Annotated in this window: 11 protein-coding genes; 3 read left to right on the top strand and 8 right to left on the bottom strand. The window is 59.0% G+C overall.

Annotated elements, in window-relative coordinates:
• Positions 1 to 87: 87 nt before the first annotated feature.
• From CA51_RS00770 to CA51_RS00745, 6 genes are all read right to left on the bottom strand, one after another.
• Entirely contained in the window at positions 88 to 1317 is a 1230-nt protein-coding gene (locus CA51_RS00770; protein WP_231745918.1) for an AI-2E family transporter, read from the bottom strand.
• Positions 1318 to 1441: 124 nt separating this feature from the next.
• A complete protein-coding gene (locus CA51_RS00765) occupies positions 1442 to 1681 on the bottom strand; it encodes a hypothetical protein (protein ID WP_145117246.1) in 240 nt (79 codons plus the stop codon).
• A gap of 64 nt (positions 1682 to 1745) precedes the next feature.
• Positions 1746 to 2174 (bottom strand): CsbD family protein, encoded by a 429-nt coding sequence (locus CA51_RS00760; protein WP_145117245.1) that lies wholly within the window; start codon positions 2172 to 2174, stop codon positions 1746 to 1748.
• A 306-nt stretch (positions 2175 to 2480) separates the two neighbouring features.
• Positions 2481 to 2780 (bottom strand): Rho termination factor N-terminal domain-containing protein, encoded by a 300-nt coding sequence (locus CA51_RS00755; RefSeq protein WP_145117244.1) that lies wholly within the window; start codon positions 2778 to 2780, stop codon positions 2481 to 2483.
• Positions 2781 to 2890: 110 nt separating this feature from the next.
• On the bottom strand, positions 2891 to 3571 hold the full coding sequence (locus tag CA51_RS00750; RefSeq protein ID WP_231745917.1) for a superoxide dismutase family protein: 681 nt from the start codon (positions 3569 to 3571) through the stop codon (positions 2891 to 2893).
• Positions 3572 to 3932: 361 nt separating this feature from the next.
• Entirely contained in the window at positions 3933 to 5462 is a 1530-nt protein-coding gene (locus CA51_RS00745; protein ID WP_145117243.1) for a bifunctional aminoglycoside phosphotransferase/ATP-binding protein, read from the bottom strand.
• Positions 5463 to 5785: 323 nt separating this feature from the next.
• On the opposite strand from CA51_RS00745, the gene CA51_RS00740 reads away from it, so the two are divergent.
• Complete coding sequence (locus CA51_RS00740) at positions 5786 to 6829, top strand: AI-2E family transporter (protein ID WP_145117242.1); 1044 nt, start codon at positions 5786 to 5788, stop codon at positions 6827 to 6829.
• 40 nt (positions 6830 to 6869) lie between these two features.
• Here CA51_RS00740 and CA51_RS00735 read toward each other — a convergent pair whose 3' ends face one another.
• Positions 6870 to 7727: an SDR family oxidoreductase gene (locus CA51_RS00735; RefSeq protein WP_145117241.1), complete on the bottom strand. Its 858-nt coding sequence runs from the start codon at positions 7725 to 7727 to the stop codon at positions 6870 to 6872.
• Positions 7728 to 7858: 131 nt separating this feature from the next.
• A complete protein-coding gene (gene ahr / locus CA51_RS00730) occupies positions 7859 to 8863 on the bottom strand; it encodes an NADPH-dependent aldehyde reductase Ahr (protein WP_145117240.1) in 1005 nt (334 codons plus the stop codon).
• 309 nt (positions 8864 to 9172) lie between these two features.
• Here ahr and CA51_RS00725 point away from each other — a divergent pair, with 309 nt between their 5' ends.
• Positions 9173 to 12313, top strand: coding sequence for a CHAT domain-containing protein (locus tag CA51_RS00725; RefSeq protein WP_145117239.1), 3141 nt, complete (start codon positions 9173 to 9175; stop codon positions 12311 to 12313).
• A gap of 639 nt (positions 12314 to 12952) precedes the next feature.
• Positions 12953 to 15397, top strand: a complete 2445-nt coding sequence (locus CA51_RS00720; protein ID WP_231745916.1) for a caspase family protein — start codon at positions 12953 to 12955, stop codon at positions 15395 to 15397.
• Positions 15398 to 15416 lie beyond the last annotated feature (19 nt).

Here is a 15416-nt window from a genome sequence, read left to right as displayed (position 1 = left end):
CTCCAGCGCGTCGGGGAGCGAGTCGGCTGAAGCCTCGACTCCAGCGCGATGGGGAGTGTGTCGGATAAATCCTCGACTCCAGCGCGGTCATTGGTTCTCGGAGCCGGCGACCGATGGTTGCACGATGTTCAGATAGGTTTGTGGGGCGGGTGGATTGTCGGCGGTCGAATCCGACCCGCCGCGTCCGCTTGCAGAGGCCGACTTCGATTCGGGCACCTCGGCACCAAGGATCATCGCCAACGGCCCCAGTCCCTCGTAACCTTCGCAGGCCATGCGAGCTGCGATCAACATCGGCACGCTCAAAAATACGCCCATCACGCCCCACATCCAGCCCCATACGACGATCGACAGAAAGACCAGCACCGGACTCATGCTCATCGATCGCCCGAGTATCGCCGGAGTGATGAACTGGCCTTCCAACGAGGTGAGCGTCAGAAACGTCGCAGCTACAAAAAATGCATAATAGGTCGCTTCGAAGCTGACCAACGCGACTACGAAGATGATCGCGCCGCCGGTGATCGCGCCGAGGATCGGGATGAAATTGAAGGCAAACGCCATCGCACCCCAGAGCACCGGCGACGGCATGCCAAGCACCCACATCGCGATCCCGACGCTCATTCCCAGACAGGCATTGATCGTGGAGATCTTGGCGAGGTAACTGCCCAGCCCCTCCTGCACCTTCTGGATCACTTCGACAAGCTTCCGCCTGGCGGTGAAGTTGGGCAGCGAATGCATGATGCTGCGCAACAGGTTATCGCCGTTGGCCAGCAGGAAGTAGAGCATCGCGATGCAGATCGTCAGGAACGAGACGAGGTTGCCGGTGCCGCTGAGGTAGGACCAACCGCTGGTCCACGTCGGCTGCTTGATCTCGACCGGCACCGGTTGTTCTTCCTTCGGTTTGCCAGCCGTTTCCTCCTCCGCGTCGGCAAGCTCTTCGGTCGCTTTGTCGACCTCTTTCAGTCGGTCGGTGATAAAGGAGAGCTTCTCTTTGACGACGCTAAGATGCTGCGGGGCTTCGGCAATCGTCGCCTTTGCTGGCTCGATAACCAGGTAGGTTCCCAGCCCCAGCGTCAGAGCGATCCCCGCGATGATCCCGACGGCGCTGACTGTCGAAGGGATTCCGATCCGCTGCCCGTGACGAATGATCGGCCGCAGTGTCAGGTACAAAACGATCGCCGTCACCACGGGGATGACCAGCGACCGCGCGTAATACAGAGCGTACAAGACCAACATGATCGCGCAAACGCGAACCGAAAACAGCCCCTTCCAGTTCGCTGGCGGTTCAGAATTCGTTCGATCTGTTGGTTGTTCGTTCACCTGTTGATGACTCCCTGGTCACGTCGTTTCCCATCGGTCATGTCTGCGTCAGCCGACGCAAACCGGCCCCGCATCCAACAGCTTGGAAAAGCGGGGCATCAAAATTTGCCGCGAGCGTTTGGGGCTAGCCGCGCAGTTTCCATCCGACCACGACGCCCAGACCGAAGGACCAGACCGCCATCACGTCGGGGCGGTCTTTGGCGTAATCGCTCAACAGCCCGAAGATGTCCTTGGCGGGTTCGGCAACGTAATGGCTGCCATACTCCTGAATACTTTCAGCCGCCGAATGCGCGGCTCCTTCGACTTGGCGATTTACTTCGTTACTCGACGCGTTTCGTTGTTGAGTTCGATTTCCAGTAGACATGAGATTGAGGTCCTGTATGAATGAGTGAATTGGAACGACGGAAGCAGCCGCACGCCGGTGCGGGTTAGCGGTTCATCAAGCGGTCGCGCCAGGTCGGTTCGCGGTAGCGGTCGGCGGCCAGCGAATATCCGATCGCGACGCCAGCCAGCACCCCGACACCAAATGCGGTCACGATCGATTCCATCGGACGCCGGGCGACAGCTCGCGTCGATTGGTCGTAGCCTTCGCGGAGCCGCTGGCCCGTCGCTTCGGCATAGTTGGCCGCACGATCCGACAGATGCGAACAACTTTCGCCGCACTCCTGATAGATCTTGTTCACAAACGACTCGACCTCCGCTCGCGCCGCGCCAACCTTCTGTTGAATCAGGCCGATCAACTGCTCCTTCTCCCCTTCGACTTCGCGAAGTTCATCGTCGGTGATCTGGCCGTACTTCTCTTTGACGGCTCCTTGAATCGAATTCCACTCTCCACTGATCTGTTGTTTTGTTGCCATGGGTTTGCCTTTGTTGGTTAGAAGTCATGCCGCTTGTGATTCGCTTTCTGTAGCCTTCCAAGTTGCAAGCAGCCGAAGCGGGAGATAATGCAAACGATGTACCAACATCGCTTGAACCAGCTTCTTCCGCCCCCGCGGCGGTCGCGGTTTGCACGCCGACAACCGCTCGGCTCACCACTTGCCACAGTCAGCTCCGACTGCCGGAAAAGCTGGCAAATCGCTTTCGAGCGTTTGCGAACCAGCCTGGTTGAGAACCGTTCATGCCGCCGGTTCGGCGGCGGAGAAGAGACGACCGATTGAATCGGTCTAGGCGCGGCGACTGCGAATCGCGTCGATCAGTTCATGTTTCCGCATCTTGCTGCGGCCGCTGATATTTAGATTCGACGCAATGTTCCGCAGTTCATCGACAGTCCGGTCTTCCAACGGAGTGTGGGGATTTCCGGTTCCCTGCGTCGTCTTGTTGGGAGTGCGACCTTCCTCGCGCCGCTGTTTATTAACAGTCCGGGCGGCAACCTCCTCGGCTCGCTCTTCCGACCTTCCGCTATCCAGCTGGCTCTCTTTGATGTGTTCGTACTGCCGCTGGTCTTTGTCGCTCCACTGTGGCATCGGTCTGATCTCCACATTAAACGGAAAACCCTGCCGCATGGACGATCGAGGCAGACGGCCTCGCCTCGATCGCCCGGCAGGGAAAGAAAGCTTGATGAGCAGCAAACGCCTTATTCAGCTGAAGCGTTTTCGATCTTACCGAACGCAACGCGAGCCCCCGCGTCGCCCGTCGGCTGCGTGAACTGGTCGGCTTCGGCGTGGATCACGATCGCACGTCCGACGATCGAATGTTCGCCTTTCAACGAGATCACCGAATCGTCGATTTTGATCATAGCGATCCCCTCTTCATTCGCTTCGATGTTGCCGAGATCGCCGACGTGGCGTTTTTCATCAGTCATCTTTCCGTGCGGCTGATCGGTCGGATTGAAGTGACCGCCAGTCGATTTGCCGGTCTCCTTGTCCGAGAGGTCTCCCTTCTCATGAACGTGGAAGCCGTGCTTTCCAGGAGTTAACCCGGTCACCTCGCCACGGACTTTAACGACATCACCCTCCTGAGCAAATCGCACCGCACCGCGGACTTTGCTGTCGCCGACCGGTACCAATTCGCAGATCGCAACAGCTGACGTCGACTCATCGACACGTGCTGCCTGATCGCCAGTCTTCGGATCGCTAGCCGCCGGAACATTGGTCGCCGGGTCGACCGCGACCGGGGCGACGGTTATTGGGGCGACGGGCAACGCGTCGGTCGACGTCGGGCTCGCCGCGTTGGGCGTTGTGTAGTCGCCCGGTTCCTCACAGCCCACGACAGCGAGTGCCACCAGTGCCGCGCAAGAATAGATTCGCATCTTCATCATCGGTCTCCATTTGCAAGTTGGTTTCGTATCGTCCAGTTCGGTAGATCCGACACCGCGAGCGATCGCCGATATCGCTCCACGAGCTTCCAATCGGGACGATCGCCCATCGGATCGATACGCTACAAACGTCGCAAACCACGTGCCGACAAGAGATGAAGATCGAGGCCGCCGGGCGATTCGAGACGCCCCGACGCGGCCGGATCGCTTACAAGCAATACCGTCCAACGAAGCGTAGTGGACGAGGTTACGAGTCCTTTTGCATCAGACCAAATTGCTGGGACTCGTAACCTCGTCCACTACGTCCCGCCGCTAATTCTTTCGACGGTCCGAGGCTCCTTTTCGTTGAACGGTATTGCGTTTACACGAGACCGAGGCGAATTTCTTCGAGGATCGCCGGCATGTCGGCGGTCGTATCGACCTTGATCCCAGCCATGCTGGGAGAGACCCGATCCGCTTGGGCGACCTGCTGACGGTAGACCGTTTCGTCGGCATCGGACAACGAATCGCTGCGACGTTGCCGCTGGCGGATGCGGTCGATCGCAACCTCTTCGGGACAGACACATGTCGCGACGACGACCTTGTCACCCGCTGCGGCCAACCGCTGCTGGGCCTCTCGCAACAGATCGGCTTGCAAAAACGTGCCGTCGACGACGACCGGAACTCGGTTTTGCAGATGCTCTACCGCCTCGGAGAACATCGCGCTGTAGACCTGTTGGCGCGACTGCGCGTCGTAGTTCACATCATGGTCCGGCGAGTTTGCCTTCCGCAACGCATCGGTCGACAGATGGACCGCTCCAATTCTCTCGGCAAGCGCCTTGGCAACGGTTGTCTTTCCGGTGCCGCTGAGCCCGCGAACGATCACGGCTGGCGGGTTTCCCAATTGCTGGGCGTATCGGTCGGCCAGCTCGATCAACCGCACGGCTCCTGGCTGGGAATCGGATCCCGACGCCTCCGCGGTTTGATCGGATCGCAACGCTTCCACCTTTGCTCGCACACAAGCGCGGTAGCACCGATAGAAGGCCACCAGCAGCGGATCGGGGACATCTCCCAACGCTTGGCAACAGCGCCGCAGCACCGCTTCCCCCAACTCAGGAACGCCCGCATCGTCGCATGTCATCGCAAAGAAGCTGAGCTCGTCGGCGGTGTCGACCAGTCGCAGTTCGCGGCTGAATTCGATACAGTCGATCGCGACCGGCGTCTGCGTCCAATAGATGTGTTCGGCTCGCAGATCGCCATGCCCCTCCACGACGTGGCCATCGGCGGCACGCTGCTGCAGCAAAGCATCGCCATGCAGAAACATGAACTGCAACTGAGCCGCTTGCACTCGCCGAACCAACGCTCGCGGCAAGCGGTGCTTTGCGTCGAGCAGTTCCTTGCCGTTGTCGACAACATGCTGGCGATAACAGGCGGCATAGTTTGGCATTGGCACCGGCGGCAAGCCACGATAAAAACCGCTCAACATCGCCACGATCGGCGCGATGTCTCGGTCTCCCCAATCATCGCGTTGAATCATCTGAGTCAGACAGCGCTCGTCGGGCAAACGCCGCATCTTGACCAACCATTCGACAGGCTCGACACCGTCGCCGATCTTCCAACTTCCGTCAGTGCCGCGGCCGACCGGCACGACGCCCAGATAGATATCGGCCGCCAACCGGCGATTCAATTCGACCTCCGCCTGGCAAGCCGCCCGTCGCTTGGCGAGAGTCGAATAATCCAAGAACCCGAAGTCGACCGACTTCTTCAGTTTGTAGACGTGAGCGTCGGTCAGAAACAGAAACGAGATGTGCGTCTGGATCTCCTGCGGCGGCCCGCTGGCGTCGTCGTAAACTTCCGCCGACCGCAACGCGTCGATCAGATCGGGGTTGGTTCCTGATGAATCAGCCTGCATGTTGTCGTCTCCGTGGTGGGCTCGCGTGAGGTGGGGAGGGATGCGTTTCTCATTGCATCACTCTTACGGTTCCGGTGCAATCGCGGTATCCGTCGCTCGCTTCGCAGGTTTCTCCTCAGACACGCATGCGGCGAGCTTCCCACAGCCCCTGGTCGCAAGAATCGGGCCAAACGCGTCGGTGATTTGTTGGCAATCAGGTCGGAAGAGGACGGAGCAATCTTTCTCGCCGACCGCAGCAAAATCTTTGCCCGATCGAGCGATGGCGCAATTGTTGCAGTGAGACTTGTCACAGGAAAGCTCACCCCCAGGAAGTGCCCAATCGAATGCCCAACGCTAAAACCACTCTGTTTGCTCTACTGTTGCTCGCTCTCGTTTTAGCGACCGCCGGCCTATTGGTCCCAACGCTAAACGTCTGCCTGTTGATTCTGGCGGGGCTGCTGTTTGGCGTCTTCGTGCATGCGATCAGCGCCTGGTCGGCGAACAAGTTCTCGCTCGCCTACCGCACTACCTACCTAATGATCGTCGGCCTGTTGCTGCTCGCGATCGGATTGGGGATCTTCCAGTTGGGATCGCAGGTGGCCGATCGGGCCGATGAACTGTGGAATCAATTGCAATCGGCCGCGCAAACGGCAAACGAGCAATTGGAGCAACACGCCTGGGCGCAGAAGCATCTGCCCGATGTATCGGATATCGAAGAGCAACTGACGCAGTCGAGCAGCGACATCGTCCCAGCGGTGCTTCAGCGGTTGCAATCGTTGGGCTGGGGCATGACAGCGGCGATGGTGATCTTCTTTGTCGGGTTGTACGCCGCCTACGATCCCGATCTGTACCGCGACGGCCTGGTGAAACTGATGCCGCCGGCGAAACGGGAGCGCACGCAGAAGGTCCTGGATCGGATGAACGGTTCGCTGCAACGCTGGATCGTCGCCCGATTTGTCTCGATGGCGATCGTGGGGATCGCCACGGCGATCGGAATGTGGACCTTTGGAATCGCGATGCCGATCACACTCGGCGTACTCGCAGCACTGCTGACTTTCATTCCCAACATCGGTCCCCTGTTGGCCGCCGTTCCGCAGATGCTGTTGGCGGTCAACGTCGGCCCGCAGATGGTGCTGTATGTGCTGATGTTTAACGTGGTGTTGCAAACCTTCGAGAGCTACTTGATCACGCCGATCGTTCAACAGCGGGAGGTCTCGTTGCCGCCGGTCCTAACGATAGCGGCTCAGTTGCTGATGGGCGTTGTCGTCGGGATCCTCGGCGTGATGATGGCAGCCCCGATGGTTGTCGTTGTGATGGTACTCGTGCAAACGCTGTACATCGACGATCGGCAGCAAGACGATGACTCGCCCTCCTCTGCGGAACAATAGAAACCAAAACAGCGTTGCGGTTCGATTCGTGAGGACCCGGTTACCCGTTGCGATCTGTAAGTTGCCCGAAATAATCGGCCCAGCTCTGGTGAGCGCGGCCAGCTGCTGTTTCGAAGTCGCTCTTGTTGTTGGCAGCTCCGTTTCGGATCCCCTCGTAGATCCCAGCAATCACGTTGCCCAGGAAGTCACCGAGTTCTGCGATTCGTTCTTCGCGATACTCCGCAACCGACATCTCGCGGAACTTCAGATCGGTCCCGAAAGCGGAATTCAAATAGTCCGCTAGCTGCTGTTGCGTGATCGCTTCGCCGTGCAGGTTGTACGTTTGCCCGTCGTGCTGGGACTGGGTGAGCATCCGTGCGTAGGCGAACGCCAATTCGCTGCGAGTTGTGTAGCCGCACAAGGCGTCGCCGGCGCAGTTGGCGATCTCGCCTCGCTGTTTATAGGTCTCGATGTAATCGACGTCCGGTTCGATGTAGATTCCATTGCGGCCGATCACCCACAGAAGGCCGCTGCCGCGAACGTCTGCTTCCGTCTGCCGATTGCTCTGCACGATCGGCGAAAAGGCGGTCCCCTGCTCCGCTCCCTGGATACTGGTGTAAACGATCTTGCGGACGCCAGCTTCTTTGGCCGCCTGGATCACGTTGCGGTGCTGACCGATCCGTTTGTCGGGGGCGTCCATCCCGGAAACCAGCAGCACCGTGCCGACGCCTTGCAGCGAGCTTGCCAAATCGCTGCGAGATTCGTAATCGCCGGGGCGGATCTCGACGCCAAGCGACTCGGCTTTGCTGGGCGTTCGCGCCAACCCGACAACGTTCTCCGCGCCGACGACCTCGACCGTCGCTCGAACGATTTCCGCTCCCAGCTGACCACTGGCCGCCGTTACTGCAATTTGATTCATCAGAAGCTCCTTGACATCGTCGGTTTCACTTTCACAGCCCTTCTCCCGATCCGAGCGATCGCCGCCCCCCGGAATGCAGGACCGATCCATTTTTATCTAAGCACAAATCAGCCGCCACGTGGCGACTTTAGCTAGGCAGTCAGCACCAGCCGATACCGAGGCGATCCGTTGCGGAGTTTCTCAAACGCTTCGTTGATGTCGCTCATCGAATAGACTTCCGTCATCGGTGCGATCTTGTGTCGGGCGGCGAAGTCCAACATCGAACGCGTCGTCACGATGCTGCCGGTCGGCGACGCCGAAAACGACTTCTGCCCCATGATCATTGGAGAGACCGACGCTTCGACTTTCGCTACGGCACCAACCGTGTGAAGGACTCCACCCGGAGCGAGCGCGGCGATGTAGGCGTCCCACGGCAACGCAGCGTTGGTCGTGTTCAGGATCAGATCGAACTTACCCGCCTGCGATTGAAGCTTCGGATCCTCTTCGGTCGCCACGAAATGATCCGCTCCCAGTTTCCGAGCCTCTTCCTCTTTGCTGCGGCCACGCGAGATCGCCGTGACGTCGCATCCCCACGCATCGCAGAACTGCAGCGCCATGTGCCCCAGCCCGCCGATACCGACAACGCCAACTCGAGCCGTCGGCGACAGGGTGTGTTGCACAAGCGGACTGAACACCGTCACGCCACCACACAGCAACGGACCAGCCGATGCAGCGTCGACTCCTTCGGGAATCTTATTGGCCCAGCCCCAGTGGCAACGCACGCGATCGGCGAACCCGCCGTGTTGATGCGTGATCGTCCCTCGAGCATCGCGGCAAAGGTTCTGAGCCCCCGACAAGCATTCGTCGCAGTGCATGCAACTGCGACTGGTCCACCCCAGCCCGACTGAATCGCCCTCGGCCAGGCCCAGCGTATGCGATCCCAAAGCGACAACGCGACCGATGACTTCGTGACCACCAACAAACGGGAACTGAGTGATCTGCCAATCGTTGTCGAGCATCGAAAGATCGCTGTGACAGATGCCGCACGACTCCACTTGAATCTCGACGTCGTCCGGCCCAACGTCCCCGGCGTCATAATCAAAAAGCTCAAAGGGTCCGCCGGGCTTGGTCGCGGCATAAGCGTGAATGGTGGTCATGAACGTATCCTTGGGTTGAACCAGCATAACGATAGATCGACAAATGCAATGTAATGCAAATAGCAAACCAAAACTGGGATTCATACAAACATCGCGGCGACTGTCGCCATCGCACCGTGCGTCCCAACGCCAACGTTGAATCGGTGTTACGATGCGGCATGACCGTCTGCGTCGACAAGGCGTCTGTTGGAATCGCGAGTTTCTGGAAAGAATGCTGTCCGGATCGATCGCGATATCGCATCTCCACTGGACGAGGATCGTTGCGAGTCGCGGTGTGCGTAGAGAACAAGGGATCAAAGAGGGGCTGCAATGAAGCACTGCAAAATTTGGAGTTTGGGATTTCTATCCCTGCTGACGATCCAAACGGCGGTCGGGCAAGAGGATCTCGCGATCGTCTTTCGCTTGGGCGACAAGGATGTCCAGTTGGAGACGTTGCCGCGCGCGGAAGCGCTCGATCAAAACAGCGGGGCGCTGACGATCTGGAGCCAGAACGGGATCGATCGATGGTTGATCGGTTCCCCCGATGCAACCGCTCCATTGGCTGCGGCAACGCGATCATTCGACATCCAGATGACGCGGGATTCGAATCCTGTGGCAGCTTCCGCAGATGCCAACCCCAGATCTTCCTTGGACCAGATCGTGGGGCAGGTGGTGATTCGCGGGGAAGGATTTTTGACGCCCGCTCACGGAGGGCGGCACTTGGATGGAAAGCTGACTCTGCGTCGGCGGCCGCAACAAGGTGAGATCACTTTCCCCGAAGACTCCATCACAATCTACCAGGGGAACAAACCCTTGCTGGAAGTCCCGCTTGCCGCAGGCGTCGCGAAGTTGTCGTGGGCTGAAATTCCCGATCTACCGCAGCAGTTCGCCGACGGCCTGCCACCGGGCACCTATTCGTTGCGATACGCCGACGGCAAGAACAATACGTCGTTCACTGTCGAAGATGAGGAGACCGCCCAGTGGATGTTGGCGCGATCCGAGACGCTGGCCGACCTGCTGGGCGAATCATCACATCCGCTGGTTCGCGTTCTCACGATCGGCGAAATGCTGTCGGCGATCGACGAGGATGGAAAGCCCAAGCCTTATCTGTGCGATGCGTTGGATCTGACCGAACAAGTCTCCCAAGAGGATTGGACGCAGTACCTTCGAGAATGGAACGATAGGATTCTCCGCCAGTTAAAAGGAGAAGAGCCCGTGTCGACGGTCGAACAACCGACGGGGATCGATACGATCGACGAAGCCCGGTCCTTGATCTTGCAGAATCGTTGGCAAGAAGCGACAACGATGCTGCAACCCTTGCTCCAGGAGAGCGAGGACCGACGTGCGCAAGGTCTGGCGAATCTCTATACCGCGACGATCCTTTCGGAATCCGCGGCCGATACAACCGCTGCGGCATCGGCGGATGAACATTTCGCGAAAGCGATCGAATGCCTGCAAGAAGCACCCGCGTCCGACCGATTTCGCGCGCACAACAACTATGCCAACTTCCTACTGCTGCGTTCTCAAGACCGCCTGTACAACTACGCCTTCCAAGCTGCCTCGGGTGTCAGCAGCCCGCTGTTGCTGTCGGTCGGCCAGTGGCAACAGGCACGCGAACAATATGAGCAAGCTCTCCAACTTGCGGAGTCGCTGCCGCCGGGACAGATCGCGGCGACGCAAGTCAATCTCGCCCGGGCCTACGTTCTGTTAGCCGACATCGTCCAAACGTTGTGCCGCGATGAAGCCGAACTCAGCCGCGTCGGCCACGATCGGATCGTCGAATCGGCTCGGCAATCTGCCGCCGCCGCTGGCGAGAACGATCCCGACGCGATGACTCGAGGTGCCGCGGCGGAGATCCTCGCTCACTTAGCCTTTCGCGATGAAGACGCCGATACATGCCGTCGCCATCTGCAAGACGCTCTGAAAGCTTACACAGCGATTGGATATCTACCCGGAATCGAAAGCGGATACCGAACGCTCGGCATGATGAGCCTGCGTTTGGGTTCGTCGGCGGCGGAGCAGAACCCTGCCGATACGCCTCTGAACTCTTTGATGATCTCTCAATTGCTCACCGAAATTCTGCGAGAGCGGTTCGACAGTGGGCGGAGTGGAGCGACGCGGTCAGGGTTCTTTGCACGACGAGCCTATGTGAATGAACAGATCGTCGAACTGCTGATCCAACAGGGCGATGCGATGGAAGCCCTGCGGTTTGCTGAACTGGGCAAAGCGCGATCGCTGCAGGACGTACTGATGTCAAAGAACCTCGACGCGTCCGCGGCGATCGACGACAACGGTCCGGAACTCGACGAGCTACTGGAGCAGTGGCCCGATGATGTGGTGGGGCTGGAGTATTTTCTGGGGAGCGAAAACAGCTGGGTCTTTGTGATTGCCGCGGGAGAAGTTCAAGCCTTGCCGCTGGTCGACGGCGACGGCAGTCCGATCGCTTCCAGGCAACTGATCGCCGAGGTCACTGGATTTCTGCAGGGGATGAATTTCACGGCTCAGCAAATGTTGGCTCGATACCAATCCGAGGGCCGCTTCGACAGCAGCTGGCAAGACGCATTGGCCGACTACTATTCGATCTTGATACCGCCGTCGATTCAAGATCAGCTGACTGCCGCCGAGACCGTTGTAATCGTCCCGCATCACGTGTTGCACTACTTTCCATTTGCAGCTTTGGTCACCGAAGTCGATGTTCACAAGGCGGATGGATTCGAGACGGTGATGCCAAAGTTTTTGATCGAACAAGATCTCGCGATCACCTACGCCCCGTCGTTGGAATCGTGGGCATTGTTCCGCGATCGCGATCGACGGGTTCAGAAGGTTCATGCAATCGGGATCGCGGAATTCGAGGGCGCGGCCTCGCTGCCTGGAGTGGAACAGGATCTGAAAAATCTGAAGGAACACTTCGGCGACCAAATGCAAACTTTCGTAACGGGTGATCAGGCTTTGGAATCCGAAGTTGTGAAGCTGCTGCATCAACCGGGGATGCTCTTTGCGGCGACGCACGGAATGAATCATGCCGATGCGCCGATGTCGAGCTTCTTGTTGTGCCATGCCGATGAGGTCGCCGACGGGCACCTGACGGCATCCGAAGTGTTCGCCAACGAAGTGGGAGCGGACGTGGTGGTGATGAGCGCCTGTTTTTCAGGGTTGGCGGATCGGTCGCCGCTGCCCGGCGATGACCTGTTTGGTTTGCAACGCGCCTTCTTGTCCTCGGGTGCCAATGCCGTTGTCTCCGGCCAATGGGATGTCTATGACGCAACGGGCCCGCTGCTGATGAACGCGTTCTTCGCCGAACTGAATCAAGGGATTCCGGTCGCGTCGGCACTGGCTGGAGCTCAGCGATCGTTTCTTCGCGATCGTCGCAGCGGCGGCCGAAAAGAGGTCTGGATCCACCCCTATTTCTGGGCCGTCTATACAGCCGCGGGAAGCGACTTAGTCCGCTTCGACGCCAAACCAGAACGCTAGCCGTCGAGCGCGTTGAATAACGGGAAGCTTGGACCGCAGCCAGTCGCTTGGCTCATCTCCAAAAAACAATCATCCCAGCGCTCCCAGTCTCCCTGTTTGGAGTATAGTATCGATTCACTCGGGCGAGTTGGTGGTTGTGGTTGCCGCCGGCGGGCGGTGACGCGGGCTCTTGCATCGCCAAGAACCGGCGTGCAGCAGGAAGCAACCAGGCTCTAAGTCGAAACAAAGCAGGGACAGGCATGACCGTGGAGCCCGCGATTCCGTCGCTCGTCGTGCAATACGACGATGGTTCCGCCCGAACCTCCAAACGGCAGCGCGACCTTCGCCTTTGGTCCTGGAGCGAAATTGGCGGCCAACGCTCTTGCCGCCGACTGTCCGCTCCCAACCTGCTGCCCTACCGGACGCCAAATCAGCTTCGCCGTTCGTGCCAAATCAGGCTCCATCCCGATTGCGTCCAACCCGTCGCTTGCCGCGCCCCCGTGAAGCCACCGTCTGCTGCGCTGGTGCCACAAGCATCTTCAGAAGTTTGGTCCGGTTCAAGCAACAGTTCAGGATATACAAGCCGGGGGCTAGCTGCTCCTCGGCCTCCCTTCGCGACTGCCAAGAAGAGGGTTTGTGGTTTTGCTTAAGTTTGAGAAAGTGTCATTTCATTCGGTCGTCCAAGCGCGTCAGGCTGCCAATCAGCCTGTAAACGTGTCGAGAAAGTCATCGATCGCCGCGGTGCCGTTCGCCGGACTCGCGTTCTTGTTTGGAGACCGACGTAGCGAGAGGACGGCGGGAGTGTCGATGCGTTGCGATTGGTGTCGCTTGCAATTCGCGTTACCCTTGATCTTTCTGTTGCTATCGTCGTTTGCCTCGCTGGCGATCGCCGAGCCCAGCGATCGCCCACGCTTCGCCCTGCTTGTTGGCGTTGGCCAATACGAACATCTGCGCGAAACCCTCGATGGTTGTGAAAACGACGTGCGGGCGATGCAGCAGATGTTGCAAAGTCGATTCGGGTTTGCCGATTCGGACATCGTCACGCTGTTGGACGCGGAAGCCAGCGGCGCCGCGATTCGCAAAGAAATGGCGCGGCTGCAAGAACGCGTCTCCAAAGTCGACAGCGGCCAGACGCCCGTCGTCGTTTTTCACTTCAGCGGGCACGGTTCCCAGGTCCTCGACCAACCGTCGGGCGACCCCGATTGCGATGAAGAGGATGGACTCGACGAGACGCTGGTTCCCTACGATGCGGTCCAACAGGGTGGCGAACAAGACATTCGCGACGACGAGATCTATCGCTTTGTCGACAACATCTGCCGCGATGGGCGAGCGAAAATGTGGATGGTGTTGGACTGTTGCCACAGCGGCACGGGAGCCCGCGGGGTGACGAAGGTCCGCAAACTGCAACGCGATTTGCGCCCCGAATCGACAACCAAGAAACGTCGAGTTCAAGCGAAACGACTCCCCGCCGGGGCTGTCTTTCTTTCGGCCTGTCGATCGATGGAGGTCGAACCGGAATACCACGACGGCGACAAATCGTATGGCCTGCTGACACGGTTCCTGGTCGAAGTCCTGAACCAAGAATCGGCGGTCTCCAATTTGTCGTACGACCTGCTGCGCGAAGCGATTGTGGCTCGCTACCGCAGCAGCGGTTCGGTGGCTCAGGCCCCAACGCCTACGCTGGAATACGGCGACCCAAATTCGCTCAAGGAGACGATCATCGATGGCGTCGGGCTCGATCGGCCTTCCATCTGGCCCGTCCAATCGATACCGGGCGATCGCGAGCAAGTCTTGATGACGGCGGGGATGCTGCACGGGGTGACGGCCGGATCGCTGTTCGAATTGTATGAATCCCCCGATTCGGCCCAGTGGGATGCGACGCCCAACGCCTCCAGCAACGGCGATTCGATCGGCTGGATCGAGGTCGAAACGGCTGAAGGTGGTTCGGCGACGTGTCGAGCCTTTCAGTGGCAAGACCAGCAGAAAACGCCGCTGCGTCTGCCCGCTGATTTTCGCAAAGCGTTTGCGATCGAGCGGCACCATGAACATGGCGACGCGATCCTGAAGATCCGCGTCGTCAGATCGCTCGACACGGCGCAGGACAGTCGCCCGCTGATGAGCGACGACGCTGATCTGCCAGAGGTTGTGCGGACGTCGCTGCTGTCCGCCGTGCGGAAACAGGAATCCGCTTGGCTGCAATGGGTCGGCGACGAATCGGCCTGCGATTACCTGTTGAGGCTCGACGGCAATTATGCAGCAATCTTCCCGGCAACGGGTGTGTCGCATGTTCCCGACGTTGTGGCAAAAGACCGCGACGACGAAGTACCGAAGAGTCTGATCGGCGGATGGGGACCATTTGACCTGCGGCGCGGCAGCGAAACCGTCGCACAACTGCAAGACGCTTTGCGGCGGATCACTCGGGCAAGAAATTTGATCGCGTTGGCCAGTCGCCAGGAAACTTCCACATCGGGACTTCCACAAGGTGGTCAATCACCCGTCGATGTCGCGTTGGAACTATTAGCAGTCGAAAAGGCTGACGCCGACTACAACATCACCCAATCAAGCGTCTGGGAACCCGAGACATCCGACATCGCCCACTCGGACAAATTGGTGATGCACGACGGCGACGAGTACGGTTTTCGCATCATCAACAAGGAAGCTGCCGGGAAACCGATCTACGTGACCGTGTTGCACGTCGACAGCAACATGGGGATCGATCAAATCCATCCCTGGCAGCCCGAAGCGGGTGCTGCGGCCGAAGGCGAACAGAAACTGGAACCGGGCGAATCGCTGGTGGTTCCTGGCTACTTTGTCTGCAACGGCGAAGAGGACGAGAAACCGATCTACGGCTCGCGGTGGGCAATCGTCTTAGCAACCCGCACTCCCAATCAGTTTCATCTGTTGGCTCAAGGTGGATTGCCGATAACGCGAAACTCCGCCTCCCCGCTGGAGACACTGTTGCTGGAACAAACCGAATTCAAGACGCGCGGCGGCTTCGGTCGTCGACGGCGTCCCAAAAATCAATACGACGATTCGTGGGGAGCCACCGCGGTTCCATGGCAAGTGGTCCCGCAACCTCAGTTCACTATCGGCACGGCCGAATAAGATCACCCCGGCAACGGAC

The organism is Rosistilla oblonga, assembly GCF_007751715.1.
GTDB lineage: Bacteria > Planctomycetota > Planctomycetia > Pirellulales > Pirellulaceae > Rosistilla > Rosistilla oblonga.
Note: the sequence above shows the minus strand (reverse complement) of the source record. Positions and strands in the feature narration are given on the sequence as shown.

Excerpts from the sequence above, each read along its gene's own strand:
- CA51_RS00755 (WP_145117244.1), bottom strand. The coding sequence starts at position 2,780 with ATGCCACAGTGGAGCGACAAAGACCAGCGGCAGTACGAACACATCAAA.
- CA51_RS00760 (WP_145117245.1), bottom strand. The coding sequence starts at position 2,174 with ATGGCAACAAAACAACAGATCAGTGGAGAGTGGAATTCGATTCAAGGA.
- CA51_RS00740 (WP_145117242.1), top strand. The coding sequence starts at position 5,786 with ATGCCCAACGCTAAAACCACTCTGTTTGCTCTACTGTTGCTCGCTCTC.
- ahr (WP_145117240.1), bottom strand. The coding sequence starts at position 8,863 with ATGACCACCATTCACGCTTATGCCGCGACCAAGCCCGGCGGACCCTTT.
- CA51_RS00725 (WP_145117239.1), top strand. The coding sequence starts at position 9,173 with ATGAAGCACTGCAAAATTTGGAGTTTGGGATTTCTATCCCTGCTGACG.
- CA51_RS00745 (WP_145117243.1), bottom strand. The coding sequence starts at position 5,462 with ATGCAGGCTGATTCATCAGGAACCAACCCCGATCTGATCGACGCGTTG.
- CA51_RS00765 (WP_145117246.1), bottom strand. The coding sequence starts at position 1,681 with ATGTCTACTGGAAATCGAACTCAACAACGAAACGCGTCGAGTAACGAA.
- CA51_RS00735 (WP_145117241.1), bottom strand. The coding sequence starts at position 7,727 with ATGAATCAAATTGCAGTAACGGCGGCCAGTGGTCAGCTGGGAGCGGAA.
- CA51_RS00750 (WP_231745917.1), bottom strand. The coding sequence starts at position 3,571 with ATGAAGATGCGAATCTATTCTTGCGCGGCACTGGTGGCACTCGCTGTC.